Origin of the sequence: Bacteroides sp. 51 (assembly GCF_010500965.1) — a bacterium.
Taxonomy (GTDB): domain Bacteria; phylum Bacteroidota; class Bacteroidia; order Bacteroidales; family Bacteroidaceae; genus Bacteroides.
In genome coordinates this window covers 1-24,566 of the sequence record NZ_QVMI01000050.1, presented here as the reverse complement: position 1 = coordinate 24,566, position 24,566 = coordinate 1, and the positions used below count along the sequence as shown (strand labels likewise).

Sequence of the window (24,566 nt, the reverse complement as noted above, 5' to 3'; positions counted from 1 at the left end):
ACAATTGAATCATGAGTAAGAATCAAGAATATGCGGAGAAACACGCTGAATACGCTATGGACCAGATGCGGAGATACGGTATTCCTGCCTCTGTTACACTGGCACAAGGTATCCTGGAAAGTAGTAACGGGCAAAGCCAACTGGCACGCAATGAAAACAATCATTTCGGCATCAAGGCAACGCAATCATGGATAGCCGGTGGTGGCAAATACGGTCTTTATACGGATGACAAACCCAATGAAAAATTTTGCAGTTATGGCAGTGTAGGTAGCTCATACGAGCACCACAGTCAGTTTTTTAAAGAAAATCAGCGGTATGCAGGTTGTTTCAAGCTGTCACCAGATGATTACGGTGGTTGGGCTAAAGGGTTGGAAAAAGCCGGTTATGCTACGGGAGGGAAATATGCTTCCAGCCTTATCAGTATCATTGAAAAGAATGATCTGCAAAATTATGACCAAATGGTAATGGCTGAGATGAAAGCGAAAGGACAAACGTTCGGAATGGAGCAGAATCCTCGTACTATCAATAGTAATATAGTAGATACTATAGGTAGTAATAAAAAAGAATCAGGTAGTTACGTTGCTGTTGACGGTAACTATTCATTTCCGGTAAAGCGGAATGAATTCCTACTTGTGACTTCACCTTTCGGTATGCGCAAGGACCCGCTTGATTCATCCAAACAGCAAATGCACAAGGGCATTGATATACAGACCAAACGGGATGATGTGTTAGCTACGGAAAACCACGGAAAGGTTGTTGCAGTCAATCAGAATGCCCACACCGCCGCCGGTAAATCGGTCACGCTGGAGTATCAACGTGAAAACGGGGATAAATGCCAAATCAATTATCTGCATCTTTCTTCTATTGACGTGAAGATTGGAGATGAAGTGAATGCCGGTCAGAAAATAGGCATATCGGGCAATACAGGCACACGGACAACGGGCGAGCATCTGCATTTCGGAGTAAAACAGATAACTGCGAACGGAGTGTCGAGAGATATTGATCCTGCCGCTTACTTGGCGGAAATCGGGCAAATAGGGAATATTCAGTTGCAAACCTTATTGAATGGAACAGACCTATTGGCCAAATATAAAGAGGCGGCTCCTGGAAAGACTCCACAGATTGACACTACACTCTCGTCTGAAGACTGGATGAAAAAGTTGTTGTCCTCAGAAGACAGCGGAGTAAGTATGTCATCAGGTGATCCGATTATGGAACTGATAACAACTTTGTTTACCTCGCTGATGGCATTGGCAGTGCAAATAGATAATAAATCGGAAGAAGAAAAAATGCAGGTTGCTACGGATTCAGCTATAAATAAGCAGGTGGATTTATCCACGTTGATGCCATCGCTAAAAGAATGCAGGTTAAGCATTCAGGAGAACGGGAAAGCTCTTCTACATATGAATGACGAAAAAAACGAATACATTCATGAACTAGGTACTGCGGAAATGAACCGTTTACAAGGCATTCTTGGCAATTCCGGTCTATCAGATGCCGATAAACAGCAACGCATTGCGGGTATGGTGAATAATGCCTTGTTGACGAAACAAACTTCGCGCAACTATGAGCAAAATTCCAGTCAACAAGAAATCCAAAATCTACAGATACGATGAAGATAATAGGATTAATCCTGGCCATCGCTATGGTTGCCATCTGTGCCTGGGCTATCAGCTATGCTGTATATAGCTGTTTCGGCTTCATCGCTTCAGCGATATACATGACAGTGGTTATCATTGGGCTGGCATGGACTATTTATGAAGTGAAACATGCCTCAAGGTCGGACGAATAATTAATTTGAAAATACAGAATTTTATGATTAAATGTAATGTAACAATCCATGGTGTCATCAGTCGTATAGCGTCGATGCATACCGGTAAAAATGACAGATCATACATCAGTTTTGGTGTAAAAGTGAATGTACCTTCAAAGGATGGGGATTCCAGCAAAGCAGTGGAAGTTAGTGTGCTCCAGGAATGTAACAGCAATGAACTCGCACGGTACACCTCCGGTTCACGCGTGGAATTGAAAGGTAGTCTGACTTTCAGAAAACGAGAAAGTAATTTCTATTTCAATTTCTATGCGGACTCGGTTGACCTCAGCCCGGAAAACCATCAGGATGGCATTGCCGGAAGTATGGAGTTTAAAGGAACAATTGGTAAACAGGTGGATGAAAAGACGGACAAGAAAGGCAGGCAATATCTGATATTTTCGGCTTTCAGCACCGAAAAGGATGGAGAAACTTTTGAATACACTTGGGTTCGCTTTATCCGGTTCTCTCCCGAACATGAGGCTTTTCTTGTTCCTAAAGGAAAGATTCATATCAAAGGAATTCTGGAAATCTCCGTTTACCAAGATAAGATTAATTTGGGATGCAGAGTAGAAGAAGTCAGTGAATGGGCCAAACGGGAAGACTAAAAATCGAATGAAGAAATGTTTTTTTAGGTATGGGGTATAAGAAAAAAAATAATACAGATGGGCCCAGTGCAGAAGATAGAGCGCTGGACCGTTTTGCAGAATTGATGATAGAGAAAATCAACACTCTGCAAAGTGACTGGAAAAAACCGTGGTTTACCGAAGGCTCTATGAAATGGCCCAAAAATCTGTCGGGGCGTGATTATAATGGCATGAATGCTTTAATGCTTATGTTTCATGCTGAAAAGCAAGGGTATAAATTACCTGTTTATTGTACATTTGACAGGGTGATTGGACTGAATTATCAGAAAGATAAGCAGGGTAACCGGACACCGTTGAAAAATGAGAATGGCGAGCTGTTGCCACAGGTCACCGTGCAGAAAGGAGAAAAATCATTCCCGGTTTTCATCACGACCTTTACTGTGGTAAATATGGATACTAAGGCCAAGATAAAGTATGATGACTACAAAAGACTATCGGACGAAGAGAAACAGCACTATGCGGTGTACCCGAAAATGCAGGTCTATTCCATGTTCAATGTGGATCAAACCAATATGAAAGAGGCGCGTCCTGAACTCTATGCGAAGATTAAAGAAGAGAATCAGCTTGTTAAGCCAGAAATGAATGGCGAAGGCTTATCTTTTTCTATCGTTGATAAGATGATTGAAGGCAATAGCTGGGTTTGTCCCATCGAGCTGCAACATCAGGATAGTGCTTACTACAGTATGTCAAAAGATTTGATTGTGCTACCGGAAAAGGCGCAGTTCGTAGATGGGGAATCTTTCTATGGAACACTTTTTCATGAAATGACGCATAGCACGGGATCAGAGAACCGGTTAAACCGGATAAAACCAAGTGCTTTCGGTTCGGCAGAATATGCTCGTGAGGAACTGGTAGCCGAACTAGGCAGTGCTTTGGTGGCGCAGCGGTATGGTATATCCAAGAATGTGAAAGAAGAGTCAGCTGCATATCTAAAGTCCTGGCTTCATAGCTTGAAAGAATCACCGGATTTCATCAAAACGACTCTGTTTGATGTGAAAAAGGCATCGGCTATGATAATGGAGCAGATTGACAAGATTGCCCAACAGATAGACAATGAGCGTTCTGTACAGCAGAATATTACAGAAAGGAACGCAGAAAGCGATAGCCGTAACTATTATGCATCAGTGGCTTACCTCCAAAACGGCGATGACACACAACTCTTAGACCGACTACAGGAAAGTGGTAACTATGATCAGTTGTTGCAAGAGGCAAAAGAATATGACCCAGGTGATGCCATCGACTTGGAGTATACTTTCGAATCACCAATCCAGAACCGTGGTGATGTTTTGTTGGACGAGGATGACAACTACGCCGTGGTCTACAATAACAGTGTTGGCGGGACATACGAAATCATGCGTAAGGTGACGGAGCAGGAGGTACGTAATGCTATTAGTCGCTATGGTTTGCCTGACCGAGCTACCGAGGATGTGAAAGAGGTCGCAAAAGGTATGGTGGCTGAGCAGTTTGCGGAGATGCCGGAATACCAACGCGAGAAAATGGGTATTGGTGATGGGAATAATGACGGTATTATGGATGAAGTAGCACACAAGGAAAAGCGGTCTGTGCAAGAGGCTGAGGAAGAGCTGTTTTGCAGGCGGGGGAGATAAGAAGGTTTAAGGGTTGTTTTTATTGCCTGAATTAATATCAAGCCTTAAATACTAAAAAAATGAATTGATATTTTACAAGTAGTGATCAATTGCCGATGTGTTTTAAAGCGAGAAAAACTCTCGTTTTCTTTTTATTATATCAATGATAGTTACGTACTTTGCATACGCACTTCTGAGAAAGTATAGAAGTTTGCAACACATAATCCTTGGTATTAACATCTTTAATAGGAACCGTGAAAAGTCATAATCAGATACGAAAAATTAAGAATAAAAAACATCAGATCCTGCTTGCCAAAAAGGGAATAAAGAAACGTAAGAATAAGGGCTTGATGTATTTAAGAACAGTTAATATAAACGAATCACATTCCATAGGCTATTCTCGAAAGCATAAAAATACTGCAGCTAGGCACAATACAGACCGTAATGCTAAAATTGTTGATCCTAAAACAGGTAAAGAATTCCATATCCAATTCATAATGGAGTATTCTTCTTTATTCCCTGGAAGAACATTAAATATAAAGGAAGAAATCTTGCATTTTCCAAGAGAAATGCTCATAAAGATGGTTCTTGTTCTTGGTCGCAACTATGGAATGTGTAAGATTTCAGATATGAAAGATAAACCATTCTTCTCCTATCTGTCTCGTCCATACGAAAAGAGAATGGAGCTGATAGCCAAATATATAGTTCGTAATAATACATCGCCAGAGAAAGTATCTTATGCTAATCAAAGAACTTTTCTCGAATTTCTCAAATTAGTATTCGGGGTGAAGCCTGAACTGTGTAAAACAGGATATGAAGACTATATTGCAGAGGTAAAGATATTCGACCTGTTGCTTGCCATTAACGAGCAGAAAGTAACATGCTACGAACCAAGTAAAAAGCAACCACATGATTTTGCCCGAATGATGTATGTAAATCAGTATGCTACAAATGAGTTTACTTCTTCTAACATAACGCTTGATATCTCCGAACAAATGTACTATGCACGTACATTTTTTGAATTTATTACTTCAAGGTTTGAATATGCTGAGATCTATAATACATTCTTAGAGTATTTCCAAGTAGAAAAATGAGAAGAATACTATCTTACGGTTGTAATGTTAAGTGTTATGGTATTCAAAAATGGAGAAGGCACAATTAATCTTGAACGCCACGACCCTGATTGTTTGCTGAACAAAAATGTTCTCCAGAAAATCTCGATAGAAGAAGATGGATACATTGAGATTGATGATGAATTAGGTGATGACAACCGAGACTTTGTTATATTTCGTTCTTGCCCGTTGATCAAACAAAAAAATGGTGATTATATGTTATACAACAAACAATTAATAATCGGTAGATTGTATAACAGTATTTACTTTGACCTACTACCTTACAAGCTCAAATATAAAGACAAAAACTTTAATCAGTTTTATAAAGAAATATTTGTGGAGAAATATTTATTTGCTCACGCAATGGCAGAATGCCTGAAAGACAGGAAGAATGATGTGTGCTTCCCCTCATTAGAGGATATTTCAACGGAATATTTCGTTGATCAAAAAGAAGAAGCGAATCAATCTGATTTCTATTTTAGAGAAGATAACAATGCTTTCATCTTTGAATGCAAGGCTATTAAATTAAGCGGTAATCTAAAAACAAATGCCAATGTTGATGATATAATCGATGAACTAGAAAACAAATTATGGATAAAGCGATGGAAAAAAGATGGCGCAACTAAGATACCTGTAAAGCACAAGGCAGAAGGGGTTGGACAATTAGTCAATCATATTGATAAATTAGAACGCAATAGTTTTCTATGGGACGGGATATCTCCTGATAAGATTACTTATTATTATCCTGTACTTGTTTTAGAAAGTTCAGAAATAGTTCGTACTCCTTTGTCTACTATTACAAATGAATGGTATCAGAAGCAATTAAATGATGCAAAAAATATAGACCAATCAAAGTGCAAACCATTGATTGTTATGACTATTAAGACCTTATTCTTATATGATCATTTATTTCGTAAAGATGGTTTTAAGTATTACTTTGATGAATTCATTGCAGTATATAAGCAAGAAAATAAAAAATCATTGTTTGCAATGAGTGAATTTAATGATTTTGATAATTGGATGAGAACTACCTTTGAAAGTAATAAACAATCCTATTTTATGGATGCAATTGAAGTCTTGCGGAAGAAGTAGTCATAAAATACAGAGTATGCATCATTGTAGGAAATGAGTCCCTCCAGTAATGAAGGGGATAGAAAATACTCCGCTATTTTTTTGTAAGTGTGTTGTTGCACCATAATTAACCATACGCAGTCCCTCTTTATGTTATCGTAGGCTATTACTGATAGTGATACGAAACCATAGGAGAACTCTTTGAATACATAACCAAAAACTCTTTGGAACTCTCGGTTACTGACAGAATATGGGGGCTCTTCAGGAATTGTAATAGCTATAGCAAGCCTCCACGGGTTGGTCGATTAAGGAATATATGATGTTATTATAAATAGGTCTGAGGTACTTTTTAAAACAAATAAACATTAAAAAGCCAAATTTGCAGAAAACTTTTCGGTAGAATGTTCCAAAACACCATCCTTTTTAATAAATTTGCCAAAACGCATACAATGAAAAACATGGAACAATTAAAAATAATAGCTGTACAAGCACTCAACTTTCCCGAGAGATTTGGAGGAGAAGCAAAAAATAAAGCAAACCATATCCGTAAATCACTAAACGTAAACACTAAATATTACCTCTACAGCGGATACGAAATTATCGAAAATGCTGAAAGAGACATCGAAAAAATCATCGAATACCAAGAAAAAACTACACCCATTAAATTTTATAAAATAGACAACAACCTATCCCTTAATATTTGCTCCATTGTAGGCGAAAACGGCAGTGGCAAAAGCTCCATCGTCGAAATGATAATCCGCATAATCAATAACTTCTCAGCCGCAATCATTGGAGAAAAACAATCCAAACCCGCAGCAGAACATCTCCATTACATAGAAAACGTCTATGCTCGGCTAATCTGCTTGGTCGAAAACGACATAACCGTCATCACCATAAAAGGCAAAGAGGTCTTGTGGCACCAATACGTCTGCGACGAGCAAACAAGCATTCATGAAAACATACGCACCTGGAAGTTAAACAAAAAGAAATGCATCCAGAAAAGCACTCTGACGGCTGTCCAAATATCTACCCGAAAACCTAGCCAGTTCGAGAAACTAAAAAAATTCTTCTACACCATTGTGTGCAACTACTCACTCTATGCCTATAACGTCAACGATTTCATATATGAGTTAAGCGAGGAAGGAAAAATACGCAAAGTCAAGCACATCAGAAGCACCAAGAAAGAAATACCAGTCGAAGATCTATGCTGGCTCAAAGGCATATTCCACAAAAACGATGCCTATCAGACCCCAGTCGTACTAACCCCCTTCCGGGGCAACGGATTTATCAATATCACCCAAGAGAACCGTCTGGCTAAAGAGCGCTTAATCTCCCTGTTCCTCTATAAAGACGAAAACGCTCACATAATTTATGGATGTATTGGTTGATGACCTTACAGCCATCGTGTAACAAGTCAAGATCAGTAGGATAACGAACCTCGGCATCCGCACATGTGGCATCTATCTTTAACGAGCCTTTGTGCAACCGACCTTGACTGTCGGTAAATTCGGCATCTTCAGTAGTGGTAGGGCCAGAGCCAGAGTTTAAATCATCCGGGGCGTTCGTATTCTCTTCGGCGGCAACTTTCGTCTTTGCAACTTGCATTTTCAGAAGAGACACGCTCATGTCATTGAAGTCATTGTTACCCAATCGCTTACGAATGGTCACAAACAAAGTCGGGTCAAAGATTGGTTTGTCGGTAAACTCGGACAAGCCTACGAAATATTGCATATAGGGATTTTCCTGAATGGCCAGAATCGTTTCCTCATCAGAAAGGTTCATTTTGTGTTTGATGAGCAACGAACCGATAATCATACGGGCAGGTTTGTTGCCAGCACCGCGCTTGCCATTATTCAAACGATGGTTATATAGCCGTTCAATCTCATCCCAGGGAAGAGTGTCACCCAATTGAACCCAACGATTAGATTTGGATAAGCCATCTAGAGAGGAACGAAATATATCAATGCTTAACTGTTTTCCTTGTGAACTGTACTTCATAAAACTGTCTTTTAACACTCAAAGATAATGATTTAAAGCTAAATTAGGAAATGTTTAAACAGGTATATTGATGATAATCAATTGGTTGGTATTATTCAGGGAACCCTATTTAAGGAAGAGCATCACTGAAGTGTGCCGGTTAGCTTCGTTCGGTATATAGGTATCAATCCCTCCTTTATTTACCTCTAAAATTTGTTTCTTGTCAATGCCCCGCTGTAATAATTGTGAACAGATATATTCTGAACGGCTGGCTCCTAAATTACGATTAACATCATCTGTTCCGGTAGCACTGTCAGCAGATCCACAAACCCTGATATTCAGATTGTATTGTTTTGCAATCCTGGCAATTTCATCCAGATTGATTAATTGAGAAGCATCCGTAAGGTGATTTGTTCCCAACTCAAAGAAAAAGAAGATGGGTGCGCCTATGCAACTTTTTCCTTTGGACAACCTTGCAAGATAGCCTTGTAGTGATGACCGATATTCGGAAGAACTTCCCAACTTATAATTGTCTGTAGAACTCATCTCTTGAATAGAATCACCACCAGATGAATTATCGGACCATTGAATATCCTGCAATCTTGAGCGGAGGGAATTAAGCCCACTGTAATCGTTCTTTGGATAAGATTTCTTTGAGAGGTTTTTCTTTTCCTGATTCTTTGAGCGGTCTTTATATAAGCCAAGTAATCCTTCAATCTCCAGAATCTTTTTCAATTCAGCGATTGATTTTGCATCCTCATTATGTTGCCTGGTCAAAAGTGAATTGCAATCGTTTAATGAAGAAGCATACTCAATCAACCATTTATTTTGCTTAATATAAGGATTGGCATCCACCACTCTTTTCCAGCCTACCTTTCCAATTGAGAAAGATAGGCCGGCTGTGAGGCTCATCAGATTGTCACCGAATCTATTGGAAGCGCCGCGACCGTCAAAGTCTTTAAATGTAGTAGTGCCGCCAAGTTCCATGGTTAGGTGAATCCTTTGAGAAAGACGATATTGTCCCGTCACGCCATAAGAGAAGGCAAAAGGACTGTTCCCATTATCCTCATTGTGTATGATGCCAAGTCCTACGTAGGGAACAATTTTCCATTTTGGCTGGTCACGGGCATTGTAAGAGTGAGACAATACATTCCATAAAAAATCAGCATGCACACTTTTGTATGATTGCTTATGCAGCAGACTGTTTTTAAGTTTGAACCCCTGAAAGGAAACTCGACCGCCAATGGCCGGTGTGAACCATTTCCCGCCTGAAACAGATAAAGTCGGCTCCATCCTGTCGAATACGTCGGCACAGCCCAACGGAGAACCTACAAATGCCGAAGCTCCACCGGAAATGCCCAAGAACCAATTGTCCTTCCATATCCTCGCAGAAGTAATATTTTCAAGGTAGGACGGTCTAATTGGTTCGAGCATTCCTAAAGAAGCATTATGAACTATAAGACTATCTGAAAGACGGGCATCATCCGCTTGCGCTTGCAGCGACAAAGCGAGTGGTAAAATCAATAATATTTTCTTTATCATTGTAATCTTAATTTGATGTGTGGGGCAAAGAAACTGTATCTAAATGAAGTGAAGAAAGGTTCTATTTTCAATCAATCAGTATTTAACCTGCATTTTGTTTCTCGGAAAAAATCATACCTGTTATCATACTCAAAAACTATCTTCGCCTATTTTTTCCACTTGGCTTCATCATCCGATGAGCCATCATCAGACAGCGGCGTGCCCAGGCCCGGTCATCTTCATCATCCTTACGCCCCCAGGGAAGGTCGCTTCCTCCTCCACCTCCTCCGTGTCCTTTCGCAAAGTTAGTTGCCTGATCCACCAAATTGGCATATAGGAATATGGCACATTTGATAATATCTTCGCCTTGTTCCGCCATATCCTGTAATAGTGAATCGTCTAGGGATTCTTTCGTTCCAGGACTGAGAGTTGGCAAAATCATTTTGAAATCTCTGATTAAGTCATCCAAGAGTACATCTGCCAATCTGAACCGCACCTGCTGGGTCAGATTGGATGTCGAAATCCTTAGCTGCTGTTGGTATTGATTCGTCAGTTCTTTCACTTCGTCTTTAAGACTTTTCAATTCATCCAACTGTTCGTTGGCATATTCCAGTTTTGCCTGTTTATCTGCCAAATTATCCAATACTTTCTGAAGGTCATTATCCAGTTTCTTAATTCGTTCGTGTAACTCTTCAGAATTACCTTTGCCGTTTTTCAACTCTTCATTGACAGCTGCAATCTCTTGTTCCAATTCTTCTTTCCGCTGCTCTAAATTCAAGGTCATCGTGGTAAGTCCTTTCACTCTCTTTTCCGCAAACCGGATATCGTTATAGAGCTGTTTGAGTATTTTTTTGTTCTCCTCAATCTGTCCTTCGAGCGTGGTGCATTGCTCGGAAAGATCACGTCTGTACTCTTCCGTCGTGCGATGTTTCGCACCTGTTACAGCAATGCTATTTCCACGCTTCAGCCCCCACTTTTCATTTACCCTGGCCAGTTCATCGTGAAGAGCCAGCATGATTTCCTTATATTCATATTTATCCTTCCCGGCAAACATTTTTTTGAATGCGAACTTCTTATCCTTATCTATTGGCAAAAGAGTCATGTGGATATGCGGGTTGGTTTCGTCGAGATGTACAATGAAAGCAACAATATTTTCCTCCCCCCATTTGTCACTTGCAAATCTGTACATATCCTGTGCCCACCGTTCAATATCAGGGCTTCGTTTTATATGTGAGTTGTCAGCACCTTTTGTAAGATCTACCTTTTGATTCCCGAAAGCTATTTCAAGCATACGTTCTCGTGTACCGCCCAAAATGAAGTTGACCACCGTCCGGTACTTAGGGGTTTCCCGGCCCTCGTTGAGATCTTTGATACCACGTTCAGCCAGATTTTCCGCCATTAACTGCGGGATGTTTTTGCGCTTCTCAACAGGAGTAACAACTCCGCCTTTTTTGATCTCGAAATTGAGAGCCTCCCGACTTCGGTCATAGTTCCCGGTACTGACAGCAGAGTTCCAACCTTTCTCTGACCACTTACGCTGATGCTCGTTACTTTGTCCAACTGTTATCCCTTTCGAGGCACGGATATCCATGACCTGTTTTATTTGTTTCGCCATATTTTTTAGTTTTTTTATTCACAGCTTGCTGCCTCGTTAGAGCCTATTTCCCATTGCAATTTTGCAAATGGGGTATTAGGCTACCCACAGAATAAATTCTGTGCCTGAAAGGCAAGCCTTGTGCCTTACAAGAGGTCAAGACCTCCGAAGTAAATATCCTGCCGGAATGGAAGGGATAATGACATTATGAGGCTGCATTTTGTTAAAGCGGGCTTCCTGCCTTTTGTGGGGATGGCAAGTTTGCGGTGATTTCTATTTTTTATTTTCAATGGGTGCGCAGTGGAGCATCGTTCCGTAGTGTGCAAAGATTATATCCGATAACTTTTTGACTTCTTCTGAAAGTTCGGATAAATGCGGTTTAAGAATTGGGCTTTGAGTACTTGAAAAAAGAAGGCCGCCCAAAGAAAGCATACGCCAGAATTCAATGAAGTCATGGTGGCAATGTTCGGTAAAAAGTGTGGCGAGCGCTATATTCACATCGGGCTGTACCGGAATAAGATCGGTGTGGCTCAGGATGAGATGTGAGATGAACCGGTGAAGTCGTGCCCCGGCATCCGCTTTGCTGTCTGTCTCCTGCGGTTTGAAAATAGCATCCGTATCTTTGAAGAAATCGACACTGGAAGAGAACACCTCTTCTATACTAATATATCCACTTAGCCATCTGACAAGACGTTGCTCATCTTTGGTGAACGAAACGAGGTTTCGTTCCTGTTCAGACGGCTGGGTGAAGCGCATGGCTATCACAAAGAATTTGCCCTGTGAAAACATCTCGGCATAATTCAGAGCAACCAATTTGTCGAGAAAGGACTTGACCGTAACCCTATGCCAATTCCACTTTTTGGCAAGGTCGGTGACGGTCACTATAAACTGTCCTTGATGCAAATGAACGGTGGTGCCGAACCGGGTTTCCTCCGATGGGGTATCTTGGCTCATTGCCATATTCATCAGTTCACAAAAGGCGTCCAATTTTGATGTCCGTTCTGTACTTCTTGGCCGAAGATACTCAAGCAGGAACATGTCTGCCTTTATTTGGTAATTTGCAATAATTTCACTCATGGAATTATATATTTTAATAATAATTTTACGATTCTAATCGTGTAATATAGGAAGTGATGGTGACTGACAATAAACTGCTATGTTAGTCTTGTTGAAACTTGTCTGTCGTGAAAGAAGTTTTTGGGCTAACCCTTTTCATTGATGACGTTTCATTCTTTAATGTGACAGTCAATAGCCATCGAAAAAGAAATCTAATTGTCAATCATTCCAGTCGTAATAGAAGTATCGTATATCTCCTGGCTGCTCCATTATTTCCTTGTGATAATTAGGGAATGAAATCCGTTCACGCACTTTTCGCGAGGGGTAAAATATCGCTCCGAATAAAAGGGCTTCTATTGTGACGGCTGTCGAAAGGAAGAACGGAATAAACCCACAGATCAGGGCAATGATGGCACTCACGAAGAGCGTCCTTCTGTTCTGAAGGTAATAGATGATGCGCTCTGTGAAACCATGTGAGAACAGAAAGATAAAGGCAATGGATGAAGGAGCCAGGTCATATACACTTTGAGCGATATTGACATAGTTGAAATGGAACAGCAACAATATCAGTAATAGCATTAGCGTATAAAACCTGCGCCAACTATGGCGTTGGGCCATGCTTACATAGAATTTGCTTATTCTTTTCCCGGCTGCCTTATAGCCAATCAGGGAAAACAGAAACAATAACACAGGAAATAGGATATGTATACTATTTGTAATCATTTTTATTAGGGCTCTAATTCTAAAATAATATGTCCGAAGGAGGCTTCCTTAATGATTGTTTCCGCATCCGTATAAAGAAGCTGATTGTTCCGGCAACGCTTCCTGAAGGAGGGATTTTGGCTCAACGCACGGATGGCATTATCCAATTCAAACTCAGGAATACGCCAGCATTGGCCCTTCGGATAATTGTAGTTTGACCATTTGGCGACCAGACGCAAGACCCGGCTGTGAACAGGATAAAAACTTCCGCCGGTATGGAAACTGAAACTTTCTTCTCCATCAGCATCCATGACATCCACCCATGTATAAGTGGCATGTATAAGAGTAACCAGTTGCTGATATAGTTCCGCCTTCATTAGATAAAATCCCGTAATAGTTCATCTACCTTGCGGTTGTAGATGAACCGCCCACGCTTGCCAGTCTCTACCAGTTCATTACGCAACTTAATGCCCATGACTTCCAATGACGAATACAAGGTAACGTAGATGGTGTCGCACCTGCAACGCTCATCTGCGATAGCATTCATTTTGTACATGTGCCCAAAATGCGGATTAGAGTATGCACAGCAACGATGCCCAAAGATGGTATCTTCGGAGGGAATGTGATGGTATAAAAGGATTAATTCCATCTGATCCTCCAACTCGTCGATCAATTCCTCCAACAAATACTTTTTGGGTAAAGAGAATGTCAGTAATGTGCTTTCGTCGGATAGTTCTGCTCCTTGAAAAAGAGTTGAGACAATAAGATTAGGCATTTCCAAAGAAGCTAACATAATGAAACGTTCGATATATTCTTGTTGCATGTGAAGGTGGTTTATAAATTATCAATATAGGCTTTCATCAGGAGTGAGGGAAGCATATTTAAGTCAATGGGAAAATGTCCCGATTCCAACTTGCTAAAAGTTTGCGGCATTTCAATAGCTAATTTTTCAAGTGATTCTCTTTCTTCTTGTGACAGCAATGTATAGGAGAATCCGTCTATTGACAGCCAGGGTTGTAGAAGCATCCACAGGTATGCCGTCGCCTGATTGCTATCGTTGAAATCCAACTTATGTACGTCGGTCACACAGACGTTGGCATTCTGGAGCAACCGACGGTTATTGCGCATGGTCATCAATATCACGATCTCTGATTTGCTCATTATCTCCTGGTTTCGGGTCGTCAACTCAAAAATGTTCCTTACCTGCGCCTGAGTCTTCACCTTGATATGATCAAGAGGCATATCCCCCCAAGATGACAGGTGGCCAAGAAAGAGTCTGAAAGCAATGTCTTCGGATTTCAAGAAATGCAGGATATCCTGTTTGGATCGGATGTTGCGAGATAATGCTGAATCCAGCATGTTTTCGTAAAACAGAATTGTTTCCCGCTTGTCAACTCGACGAATCGATACGGAGTCCATGGAATGAAAAAACTGATGAGCGGATGCGACCAATCCTTTCATTTCTTCAGGAAGTTCCGAACCGGATAACTTGTTCAGTATGTGATAATAGTCATTGAAATTTCGAGGGTTGCTGTCAATCAGGCGTTCGAGTTCGAGAATTATCGAGTCGTTGATTATTTTATAATCAGTTTTGCTGTGATAATTTTTATTATCGATACTGTCCCGAACGATGCAGATAAATACCGAGTCATTCAATGTTTGCCATTTATGGACTAAATCAATAATATGGGTTGTTGAAACCCTGTCGAGCAATCTTATTTGGTACAGCAGATCACTATAAGCATTAACGGCTTCATCAGAATCCTGAAATTGGTAATCCTTCCTTGAAGAGCAACTTGACAGATAAAACAAGGAAATCAATATTAGAAAATGATGAGTATGATTATTAACCTTTATGAGGAAAAGCGATAAAATACACTTTTGATGTTGTGTATATTTCATCTGCCATTTATAAACATTCCTTTTCAGTGAAAACCGCTCCATATTGTCTTTGATTAAAATTTCAAATGCAAATGTATAGTATAAAATTCCAGAGAATTATCATCAATCAATTGATTTAATTATTCTTGTATAATCATACTCTTAGTGTGATTTATATAACTGATTACAAATCAGTTATTAGATAAAAAGTAGTAGTAAAAACAGAATATAGAAAACATGCCATTCTTGAAAAATAGAATACTGAACGAAAGATTTGGACCATTCGTTTTTTTCATGTCAGGATATGTCAAAGTGTTCAGACAAAGAACATAGTAATCCGCACATCGGTATAATTAAAAAGATTTAAAGCATACATATTTGGGGTTGAGTATGATTTATTCTATTATAAATATTATAATTTTACTCGCAAATTTTATATCCAAAGAATGAGTTATGGCAAAAGTTGGCTATTTGATGCGTTCTGCCCATTATGATGGTGCTGAAGCCGATATTGAATGGATGAAGAGATACGGTTGTTGTGAGATTGTCGAAGAGCAACCGGAACAGGAGAAGCTACGTCCACTATGGAATAAGGTGCTGGGAAACCTGCATAAGGGCGATGAATTGGTCGTGCCCAAACTTAGTAATGTCCTACAGGGTACCCGGCAGTTAGCATTCTTCCTGGAATTCTGCCGGGTGAAAGTCATCCGGATTATCTCCATTCATGACAAGATTGATTCCAGCAACGAATTGTTTCCTGAAACCAAAACATCAGATGTGTTGCTTACCATTGCTTTATTGCCCTCGGAGGTAAATGCCAATCGGAAAGCTACTAATCATATACGCAAGCTGAAGAGCAAAATCAAGGTTCTTACTTCTGCTGCACACAATAAAGCAGAGAGAGCTAAACTTGTAGTAAATATGTATAAGAGTGGGCATACGATTGATGACATCTGGAAAACGAGTGGATTCAAAAGCCGTAGTTCAGTTTTTAGGGTATTGAATGAGGCTGATGTGGATCTGAACAGAGGGCATACAAAGGGGGCGCTTGGGCCAAGAAAGAATAGTGATGGATCTAAAGAGGAATAGAAATGATAAAGAAGGTCAAAATAACAGTAATCCGTAAAATTCATTATGGTGACCTGTCGGCTATGTATGAAAATCCGATGGAACATGCCTGCGACATGCAGGAAGGGCAAACTTTCATATCAAAGGATAATTAGAAACCGGAAGGCATGTGTGAAAGTGCATGGCAGAGTATGATGCCGTTTGTGATGACATTGGCACATGGGGGAGGTGATTTCTATAACGGATGGATGAAGAACCCTTATTCGGCTATGATTTCGTGTAACGACGGATTTCGTCCGGTAAGTTTTTTAATTGAAACGATAGAATAATCTACTTTTTCTTCTTCCCATACGGAACAGCATCTTCCGCCGCCATTGAGCCGGACGCTTCCGAGAGTTCCCGATAAGGAATAACTTTCGGAGTTAGTTCCTGTTTATCCGTTTTTACAGCCAGCGACGGGTTTAACCTTTCCTTGAGTTTCGTATTGCGTTTTAGTACCGACATATTACGGATGGCATAAGCCAGCGCTTTGGTGGTGCCGATAAGTACGCAAATTTTCCGGGCTCGGGTAATGCCTGTGTAGATAAGGTTTCGTTGAAGCATTACATAGTGATTCATCAACACCGGCATGACTACTATCGGATATTCCGAGCCTTGCGATTTATGAATGGTGGTGGCGTATGCCAAAGAAAGCTCGTCGAGTTCGGAGGCTTCATACTCTACCGAAATGCCGTCAAAACTGGCTGTGAGGGTCCGTTCTTCCATATCTACTTCTTCGATGTAACCCAAGTCGCCATTGAATACACCTTTGTCGTAGTTGTTCCGTATCTGCATTACGCGGTCGCCTTTCCGGAAAGAATAACCGCCCCGGTTCAGGCAGATAGACGTGGGGTTCAAAGCCTCCTGAAGCACCATGTTGAGATTGGATGCGCCCACCACTCCCCGCTGCATGGGCGTAAGGACTTGTATTTTGCCGGGCGACAGACTGTATGCTTTCGGAAGCCGTTCTTTTACCAGATGAACGATGCTTTCAGCAACCTGGTTCGGTTCTTCTTCCTTTATAAAAAAGAAGTCGGTGTCTTTGCCGTTGCTCGTATCGGGAAACCGACCGTTGTTGATGGCATGGGCGCTCATCACGATGCGGCTGGACTGGGCCTGACGGAAAATGCGGGTGAGGCGTACAACGGGTATTTTGGTTGAGTCAATAATGTCGCGCAACACATTGCCTACCCCCACGCTGGGCAGCTGGTCGATGTCGCCCACCATCACCAGCCGCATTCCCGCAGGAATGGTTTTCATCAGGTGATTCATTAGAAGAATGTCTATCATGGAGCATTCATCTACAATCAAGACGTCGGCTTCCAACGGGTTTTCTTCATTACGCTTGTACCCGTCTTTGGGATTGTATTCCAGCAACCGGTGGATGGTTTTGGCTTCCATGCCGGTGGCTTCGCTCATACGTTTGGCGGCTCTGCCGGTGGGTGTGGCAAGCAAGATGCGCATGCCTGCCGTCTTCAAAGCGGCAATGATGCCTTGTGTGGTCGTGGTTTTGCCTGTTCCGGGACCGCCTGTCAACACCATCACTTTGGATTCTATGGCTTGGCGGATAGCGGCTACCTGAATATCGTCGTATTCAATGCCGGTCTCTTTCGAGATCGCGGCAAGGTTGAAAGTGGGCTTCTTCCTGTCACCCTCAGTAGCTTCTACCAATGCCCGAAGACGGTTGGCTGTGCCACATTCGGCATAATAAAAAGGGGGAAGGTAGATGGCTTCATTGTCAAGTTCCAGGTCTTTGACCTCAATCATTTGTGTCATCGCTTGCTTTACGGGTTCTTCTTCGACTTCGAGCAACTGCATGGCAGATTTTATCAGTTGCTCTTCTTCTGCATATACATGACCGTCGTTGGACAACTGCCCCAGCGTGTAGAGGATTCCACTCCGGCAACGGCGCAAGTCGTTCTTTTCGTAACCCATTTTGGTGGCGATACCGTCAGCGGTCTTAAAGCCGATGCCCCATATATCATCCGCCAAGCGATACGGATTGTCCTTTACCTTATCAATACTTTCCTTGCCGTACTGTCGATAGATTTTGGCAGCGTACGCGGTACTTACTCCATAACCTTGAAGAAAAAGCATCACGTTCTTGATGTCTTTCTGTTTTTCCCAGCTTTCACCAATCTTTTCCACACGTTTCTTACCGATGCCGGACACTTCATACAAGCGTTCGATGTCGCTCTCTATTACATCGATGGTCTCCAGCCCGAACTTTGCTACAATCAGTTTGGCAAACTTGGGGCCGATGCCTTTCACCAGTCCGCTACCCAGATACTTCTCGATGCCATAGATGGTGGCAGGCATGACTTCCTCCCATGATTCTGCAACAAACTGGCTCCCGTATTTCTTATCGACTTTCCAGTTGCCATCGCATAGCAGTACACTGCCCACCGGAACTTCCAGCAAGTTACCTACCAAAGTAACAGGGTCATTATAACCTTTTACATTGACCTTCATCACCGAATACCCGTTATCGGGATTCTGATAAGTGATGCGTTCTACTACGCAACGGAGCTTTATCATCTGTCTTTCTCTTCAACTATTATTCTTGATTGCTATGGATTATTGGGTTTTGTATTCCCATCCGCAATCATTGTGGTAAACCATCAGTTTGCTCATACCACCGTCAATTGTAATATTTTCACCATTGATGAACGAATTTCGTTCATCGCATAGAAAAACGACTGCACGGGCTATATCATCGGGAGTACCCACCCGCTGGGAAGGGTGTTGCAAGTAATCACTTTCGCTTGAAGGCAGAAAGGCCGCTTTTTGATGAGTGTCTGTCTCTATCCATCCCGGTGCAATGGAATTGACACGTGCTATGCCGGACAAACTGACGGCAAGCGCATGGGTCAAAGCTGTAATGCCACCTTTAGCGGCCGTATAGCTTTCTGTGTTAGGTTGGGATTGAAACGCCCGTGTGGAAGAAATATTCACAATAGAACCCAGACCGATGAAATGGTCTTTGAATAACTTTGCCAACATGAAAGGAGCGGCTACACCTACGCGCTGGGCATAAAGGAAATCCTCATATTCGCAGCCGTCCAGTATACCTCCCTGCATCAGGCAGGCATTGTTGATGATGCAATGAATACCTTCGGAATGCTCGGAAAGGACTTGTCCGGCAAAGTCTATAAGGGTTTGTTTGTCGGCTATATCTCCGATGCAGCCGATAACATTCCACCCTTTGTGCTGCATCTCATTTGCCACTACGACAGTTCGTTTGGCATCTTTATCCAGGATATATACAGTATCACCCTCTGATGCGAAATGCTCCGTTATACAACGACCGATACCGTTTGCTCCACCGGTTACTATAATTGTTCTCCTCATGGATTACTCCTTTTCGTACTTGTCTAAATACTCTTTCATGGCTTCGTTTACAATATCTTTCAGAGACATATTATTGTCTATTGCCAAGTGCTTCATTCTGGTATGAATACTCTTGTTGATAAGAAAGTTACAGTGTACCACTGTTTCTTTCTCCTTTTCTACCTCATTTTTTGCGGGTTTATCTTCTGTATAAGAGGGGATGGTTGATGAAAGGAGGCCATTCAGACCACCTTTCATGTTCTTTTTTAACAGGTCGCTTTTGCTCATATCGGTTTATTTTAATTGTATGACTTCTTCGGCTAAAGCCATGTAATCTTTTGCTCCGTTACTATTCTTGTTGTACTCGTAGATATTCTTTCCATTAATCGGTGCTTCTGCCAAAGTCACATTGTCACGGATAATTGTCTTGAAAACCTTGTCGCAGAAAGAATCATGAATAATTTCCGTAACACTTTTATTCAGAGTCTTGCGTTTGTCATATTGGGTAATGACAATGCCGCCAATCTTCAAATTGGGGTTGAGGCGCTCTTGAACGATGCTGATAACGTTCATTATCTTAGCCATACCTCGCATTGCCAAGAATTGAGCCTGTACCGGTATAATCAGGAAGTCGGCTGCCGTTAATGCGTTTAAAGTGAGCAATCCCAATGAAGGGGGACAGTCAATAAGGATGTAATCAAACTTATTTTCTTTAGGCAGTTTACTAATCAGTTGCCTCAAAATCATTTCCCGTCCCGGTTCATTGATAAGTTCTGATTCTGCCGCCGACAAATCGAGACAGGACGGAATCAAGGTAATACCACTCTCTGTCTTTATAAGAGGAAGAGGATATTCACCTTTCATCGCTCCATATACCGTGTTCGGCTCCTCAATAGAGTAGCCGAAGGATTCGGTAAGGTTCGCTTGTCCGTCAAGGTCTATAACAAGGGTTTTCTTGCCTTTTTGTTGTAGGGCAGCGGCAAGATTGATAGTTGTGGTGGTTTTTCCTACACCCCCTTTATGATTTAGTATAGCTATAATACTAGACATATTTCATTCTGTTTTTACATTAGAATACAAAGGTAATAATTATATCAGCATATACTAATATTAGTATTTAATACTATTAGCTTTTTGTTTTATTTAGTAAATACTATTAATAGTATTTACTGGAATACAGTACATTATATCTTAGATAGAATTTTATTTGCCCCTATTTAGAATACATTCCTTTTAGTCCATATATAAATACAAGAGTATCTGACATGGACTAAAGGATGATTAATGGATGCTATTTTGCCAATAGATTATTCCATTGCTGCCGACAGAACTGTTCGTATTCAGTCTTATTAGTTCCACTTTCGATGGTTCTGTCAATGATTTCACCTACCTGATCAAAAAAAGCTCTATCGGTGACACATTTGATCTCTTGATAACTCATCAAGTAAACCTCATAATAGTCACTGCCATTAAGAGTTACTACCACAAATCCCTTGAACAGGCGTCCGTTTACTTTGAATTTGAGTGCCGGCATTTGCTTGAACACTGTGGCGATGAATTTCTCTACTCCCCAAGAAAGAATAACATTCATCGGGGTTGTTGCCAATAACTGATTTTTGGCGGTCTCTGCCACCTGCAAAACATACTCTTTGTCCATAACTGTAAGTGTTTAGAATTAAATAAATGGTATTGGTTTTCCTTTCTCCTGTAGATACTCCAGTATTGCTTTCGCTTCTTCGTGGGAGGAACGGTTACGGTCATCATAATAGCGGTTGTCATCCGCCATGACCTTTAAACATTCGCGGATTAGTCGATAAAGAGACTGTTGCAATGTTGGGTGCATCATTGGGATTGTTACTGCAAAGTACTTGGGATTGAAACAATAATCGTTCAATGCGCCTTCAACAGCTTTAGCCAGTTGGTACTCTTTTGTCTGCTCGATATTCTGATAATTTTCCATATTCAAATCGTGTTTAATGAAACATTTGTTTTCCCCTGACCTCAAACTTTTCTTATCGAAGCCGATTGGGAATTTAACAGTGCAATACAACTGTCACCATCGGACTTTTGAAGCTGGTTTTTCTTGACGATTACCCTCCGCAGGAGGAAGAATCCGAAAGAAATACATTTTAAACCAGGCTTTAAAGTCGTGTGGCAGACCTTCGCATTTGGTAAAGCCCATCGGATAGATCGAATATTCTGATATGGCTGAAATGGTATAAAAGGAAGAAGTAGCTATAAAGGAAATGCTATAATAGGATGAAAAAGGCTTGAGCGGGTAAGAGGTGCAGTCTGCCGGGGCAAACGAAAAAGCGACTCTTTCTGTCATCAATCTGCCAGACTGTTTCGATTCATCGAAGTTCTGGTACTATGATGTAAGGAATGTGTCGCTGTTTGCCCTTTTTTGAATATGGCTGAGCAAAGGGAAGCGGTATCCAGAAACAGACATTCCTATTACTTTTGGGAGGGAGAAGCCTTTTTATAATAGGAAGATAAGAGAGTATAAAAGGAAGATCCGGACGTTGGCTATTGTTAAGGAAACAGGTGATTGTGATAATAAAAAAGCCACCGCTTCAGCAGAGCCGGAAAAAGATGTATTCTCCGACGGGATTGAAACTTGCTTTCACCCCAAAAGGAGAATTCTTCTGCGGCTATGCCATTGTCCGAAATGGTTGCACGTATTTATACGGGTAATGGTTTGCGGACGAAAATAATGGGCTTTTCTCCACTAAATCACCTTTAAAAAAGGTTGGATATATTATAAAATGAATCCCGTTCGGATAAAGTTAATCCCTATCTACCCCTTTTTTGGGCAGACAGGGAAAGGTTTAGGTTAAAATCTAGGCTACTTCTTCTACAGGAATAACTTCTTCTTCCATTGCTTTTAACGATGCGTCTATTTTTTCCTGTAATATTTTACATTCGGTTTTCAATCCGGCTAATTCATGCGTTTTAGTCCAAACGGAATCTTTTATTTTTTCGAGCATGGGTATTTCCTTTTCTTTAGCTTCTATCTCTATGTTCTTACGGGTTACAATCTGTCCGAGGTTTGCCAATGTAGTAACTGGATATTCGGCAGCATATTTAAAACTCTGCGGAAGCGCACCTGTCATTCCACACCGGTATTTAATGCCGCTTTTGCCCTCTATAAAGAACATATTGCGTTCAAAAGAACCCGTCCAATGATATTCCGCTTTCACCAAAAGTTTCAACCCCATACAATTACCAATGTGGCGTAACTGGTCGTCGCGATTTGTCCGGGCTACATAATGCAGGGCTTTTCCGGTTTCTTCCAGTGAGGTATAGCTTTGTCCGTTCATGGTGATTTTATCTGTACCGGCATAACTGCGTACATAATCAATATCACTACTTACCCGCTGGATGAATAACTTGCCCTCTTCTATCTCTTCCTGATGGCGTATAATCGTTCTTTCAGCTTTGTAACGTGCTTTATTGAATATAGCTTGTTCTTTCTCCAATTGCATAATCTTGTTATCCAGTTTGGTTTTTGAAAGCAAATCTGTATTACCGGAAAGAATTGCCACAAACTCGGCAAAATTCATTCCGCTGTTTTCATCCAGACTATCTTCGTCCATCCTGCGAACGGCTACCGTTCCGTTATTTATTTGGCTGATAAATAATTGTTTGTTCTTTAATAAGTTGAACTTGTAAGCATCGAGCGTCTTTTCTGTTCCGTAAATAAATATATCTACTTTATTATCTCCCCAAATCTTTACGGTATTCCCTTTCCGCACGGCTCTTCCATTGCGCTGTTCCAAATCAGCCGGACGCCAAGGTATCTCAAGGTGATGAATCGCAACAGCCCGCTGCTGTGCGTTTACTCCCGTTCCCAACATAGCAGTAGAGCCGAAAAGCACCCGGATTTCTCCGGTATTCATTTTCTCAATCATCTTTTTTCTTGCCCTTTCTGTTTTGGCACACTGGATAAACTGTATTTCATCTGCCGGAATACCATAGTCAAGAACTAATTTTGTTTTAATCTCACTATAAATATTCCATTCGTTTGGCTTGTATGTGGATAAATCACTAAACACAAATTGCGTACCTTTTTGTGCATTAAATCGGTTGTAATATTCATATAGTTTAGCTGCACACATGGAGGCTTTGTTTGCCGGGTCGTCGTTAAACCTTAAAGAATCCAACATTCGCATATCAAGTGCCATTTTACGGGCTATGTCGGTGGCAATAAGCATTTTGGCTTTATCAAGGTTTTCAGGTTCGGGACGGCTTAATCCGAGGTCTAACCAGTTTCCGGAATTAGCAAAAGTAACCAACCGATTTATCATTTCTTCCTGTGCCAATGTGGGTGTGGATGAAAGGAACTGAATGTTCTTGGCCGGAACATCGAGGTTTATCATTTCTGCTGTCCGATAATCGGTTATCTCCCGCAGCATTGCCGCCAGTTCAGGAACCTTTATGTACGTGCGGAATCGCTCCTTGCGTTTGATTGCACCCGTAACACTTAACTCGTAATCGGTTGCTTTCTTGGTGAAAATAGCTGCCCAGGCATCAAAACAACTTACCTTTTGTTTTGCCAACTCTCCGGGTCGAAGATACTTGAATAGTACATACAATTCAGTAAGGGCATTAACTATCACTGTACCCGATAGAAACGTGGCTCCTAAATCTTTACCTGTGCGCATTTGTATATCCCGGATAGCAATTAACAGATTCATGGAACGTTGCGAGCCAACTGTGTTCCCAATGCCCGCTACGCGTGTGTGGCGTGTTTGAAACATTAGATTTTTGAAAAACTGGCTTTCATCAACAAATATGTGGTCTATGCCCATAGCATGGAAATCTACACACTCTTCATCTTTTTTCTTTTCTATATCATACCTTAGATTAGCAAGTAATACACCGAGGTTTTCTTTTCGCTTTTCCAATCCTTTCACCAGTTTTCGATTATTCCATTGGTTACCTGATTCATCCAGTGCATCCAGCGAACGTTCGACATCTGCCAGTTCTTCTTCAAAGATTGTCCTTTTGGTAACATCCGATTGTGGTATTTTACCGAATTGGTCGTGTGTGAGTATAATACAATCCCAGTTGTTATCAAAACGTTTTGATAACAACTGTTATCCAAAACTTTTCATTATCCCAACTTTTTATTAGAACGCCTTATAATGAGTTGCTTTCAGGAAAAAGTTG

General features: G+C 41.2%; 22 protein-coding genes and 2 pseudogenes. 9 read left to right on the top strand and 15 right to left on the bottom strand.

Going from position 1 to position 24,566, the window contains the following annotated elements; all coding sequences use genetic code 11:
* The first annotated feature begins 11 nt into the window (after window positions 1–11).
* From D0T87_RS22465 to D0T87_RS22435, 7 genes are all read left to right on the top strand, one after another.
* The gene (locus tag D0T87_RS22465; protein ID WP_163178247.1) at window positions 12–1,616 is read left to right on the top strand and encodes a glucosaminidase domain-containing protein; all 1,605 of its coding nucleotides are present in this window, start codon (window positions 12–14) and stop codon (window positions 1,614–1,616) included.
* Complete coding sequence (locus D0T87_RS22460) at window positions 1,613–1,792, top strand: hypothetical protein (RefSeq protein WP_163178245.1); 180 nt, start codon at window positions 1,613–1,615, stop codon at window positions 1,790–1,792. Before D0T87_RS22465 ends, D0T87_RS22460 begins: the two co-directional genes overlap by 4 nt.
* Window positions 1,793–1,815: 23 nt before the next feature.
* Window positions 1,816–2,418 (top strand): hypothetical protein, encoded by a 603-nt coding sequence (locus tag D0T87_RS22455; protein WP_163178243.1) that lies wholly within the window; start codon window positions 1,816–1,818, stop codon window positions 2,416–2,418.
* A 29-nt stretch (window positions 2,419–2,447) separates the two neighbouring features.
* Window positions 2,448–4,064, top strand: a complete 1,617-nt coding sequence (locus D0T87_RS22450; protein WP_163178241.1) for an ArdC family protein — start codon at window positions 2,448–2,450, stop codon at window positions 4,062–4,064.
* A 233-nt stretch (window positions 4,065–4,297) separates the two neighbouring features.
* Window positions 4,298–5,137, top strand: coding sequence for a hypothetical protein (locus D0T87_RS22445; RefSeq protein ID WP_163178239.1), 840 nt, complete (start codon window positions 4,298–4,300; stop codon window positions 5,135–5,137).
* Between the two features lie 36 nt (window positions 5,138–5,173).
* Window positions 5,174–6,247, top strand: a complete 1,074-nt coding sequence (locus D0T87_RS22440) for a hypothetical protein (RefSeq protein WP_163178237.1) — start codon at window positions 5,174–5,176, stop codon at window positions 6,245–6,247.
* A 428-nt stretch (window positions 6,248–6,675) separates the two neighbouring features.
* Window positions 6,676–7,614: a hypothetical protein gene (locus D0T87_RS22435; protein WP_203558766.1), complete on the top strand. Its 939-nt coding sequence runs from the start codon at window positions 6,676–6,678 to the stop codon at window positions 7,612–7,614.
* On the opposite strand, the gene D0T87_RS22430 is transcribed toward D0T87_RS22435, so the two are convergent.
* The 8 genes from D0T87_RS22430 to D0T87_RS22395 all read right to left on the bottom strand — a co-directional run bounded on the left by D0T87_RS22430 (window position 7,541) and on the right by D0T87_RS22395 (window position 14,888).
* Window positions 7,541–8,224 carry a transposase gene (locus tag D0T87_RS22430; protein ID WP_163178233.1) on the bottom strand — a complete coding sequence of 228 codons (684 nt, stop codon included), beginning with the start codon at window positions 8,222–8,224 and terminating at the stop codon, window positions 7,541–7,543. The two genes, D0T87_RS22435 and D0T87_RS22430, sit on opposite strands and share 74 nt — an antisense overlap.
* Before the next feature lie 105 nt (window positions 8,225–8,329).
* A complete protein-coding gene (locus D0T87_RS22425; protein ID WP_163178231.1) occupies window positions 8,330–9,745 on the bottom strand; it encodes an OmpA family protein in 1,416 nt (471 codons plus the stop codon).
* A 136-nt stretch (window positions 9,746–9,881) separates the two neighbouring features.
* A complete protein-coding gene (mobV, locus tag D0T87_RS22420; protein WP_163178229.1) occupies window positions 9,882–11,339 on the bottom strand; it encodes a MobV family relaxase in 1,458 nt (485 codons plus the stop codon).
* Window positions 11,340–11,591: 252 nt separating this feature from the next.
* Window positions 11,592–12,395, bottom strand: a complete 804-nt coding sequence (locus tag D0T87_RS22415; RefSeq protein WP_163178227.1) for a hypothetical protein — start codon at window positions 12,393–12,395, stop codon at window positions 11,592–11,594.
* A 198-nt stretch (window positions 12,396–12,593) separates the two neighbouring features.
* A complete protein-coding gene (locus D0T87_RS22410) occupies window positions 12,594–13,097 on the bottom strand; it encodes a hypothetical protein (protein WP_163178225.1) in 504 nt (167 codons plus the stop codon).
* A 5-nt stretch (window positions 13,098–13,102) separates the two neighbouring features.
* Window positions 13,103–13,453, bottom strand: coding sequence for a hypothetical protein (locus D0T87_RS22405; protein WP_163178223.1), 351 nt, complete (start codon window positions 13,451–13,453; stop codon window positions 13,103–13,105).
* Window positions 13,453–13,899, bottom strand: a complete 447-nt coding sequence (locus tag D0T87_RS22400) for a hypothetical protein (protein ID WP_163178221.1) — start codon at window positions 13,897–13,899, stop codon at window positions 13,453–13,455. The genes D0T87_RS22405 and D0T87_RS22400 overlap by 1 nt, the downstream gene beginning before the upstream one ends.
* Before the next feature lie 11 nt (window positions 13,900–13,910).
* Window positions 13,911–14,888 (bottom strand): hypothetical protein, encoded by a 978-nt coding sequence (locus D0T87_RS22395; RefSeq protein ID WP_163178219.1) that lies wholly within the window; start codon window positions 14,886–14,888, stop codon window positions 13,911–13,913.
* Window positions 14,889–15,410: 522 nt separating this feature from the next.
* Between D0T87_RS22395 and D0T87_RS22390 the strand changes: the two genes are divergently transcribed.
* Together D0T87_RS22390 and D0T87_RS22385 are read left to right on the top strand one after the other, a co-directional pair.
* Window positions 15,411–16,046, top strand: coding sequence for a recombinase family protein (locus D0T87_RS22390; RefSeq protein ID WP_163178217.1), 636 nt, complete (start codon window positions 15,411–15,413; stop codon window positions 16,044–16,046).
* Between the two features lie 5 nt (window positions 16,047–16,051).
* Window positions 16,052–16,354: pseudogene (locus tag D0T87_RS22385) on the top strand (TIGR04076 family protein).
* 1 nt (window position 16,355) lies between these two features.
* Here D0T87_RS22385 and D0T87_RS22380 read toward each other — a convergent pair.
* The 7 genes and pseudogenes from D0T87_RS22380 to D0T87_RS22350 form a co-directional block, all read right to left on the bottom strand.
* Window positions 16,356–18,602, bottom strand: a complete 2,247-nt coding sequence (locus tag D0T87_RS22380) for an ATP-dependent RecD-like DNA helicase (protein WP_163178215.1) — start codon at window positions 18,600–18,602, stop codon at window positions 16,356–16,358.
* A gap of 39 nt (window positions 18,603–18,641) precedes the next feature.
* Window positions 18,642–19,415: an SDR family oxidoreductase gene (locus tag D0T87_RS22375; protein ID WP_163178213.1), complete on the bottom strand. Its 774-nt coding sequence runs from the start codon at window positions 19,413–19,415 to the stop codon at window positions 18,642–18,644.
* A 3-nt stretch (window positions 19,416–19,418) separates the two neighbouring features.
* Entirely contained in the window at window positions 19,419–19,682 is a 264-nt protein-coding gene (locus D0T87_RS22370) for a hypothetical protein (RefSeq protein WP_163178211.1), read from the bottom strand.
* A 6-nt stretch (window positions 19,683–19,688) separates the two neighbouring features.
* The gene (locus D0T87_RS22365; protein WP_163178209.1) at window positions 19,689–20,444 is read right to left on the bottom strand and encodes a ParA family protein; all 756 of its coding nucleotides are present in this window, start codon (window positions 20,442–20,444) and stop codon (window positions 19,689–19,691) included.
* Window positions 20,445–20,685: 241 nt separating this feature from the next.
* A complete protein-coding gene (locus D0T87_RS22360; RefSeq protein ID WP_163178207.1) occupies window positions 20,686–21,051 on the bottom strand; it encodes a hypothetical protein in 366 nt (121 codons plus the stop codon).
* A gap of 18 nt (window positions 21,052–21,069) precedes the next feature.
* Window positions 21,070–21,354, bottom strand: a complete 285-nt coding sequence (locus D0T87_RS22355; protein WP_163178205.1) for a hypothetical protein — start codon at window positions 21,352–21,354, stop codon at window positions 21,070–21,072.
* Window positions 21,355–22,234: 880 nt separating this feature from the next.
* Window positions 22,235–24,493 (bottom strand): annotated as a pseudogene (locus tag D0T87_RS22350) (helicase-related protein); the annotation flags it as partial.
* Window positions 24,494–24,566: the final 73 nt, after the last annotated feature.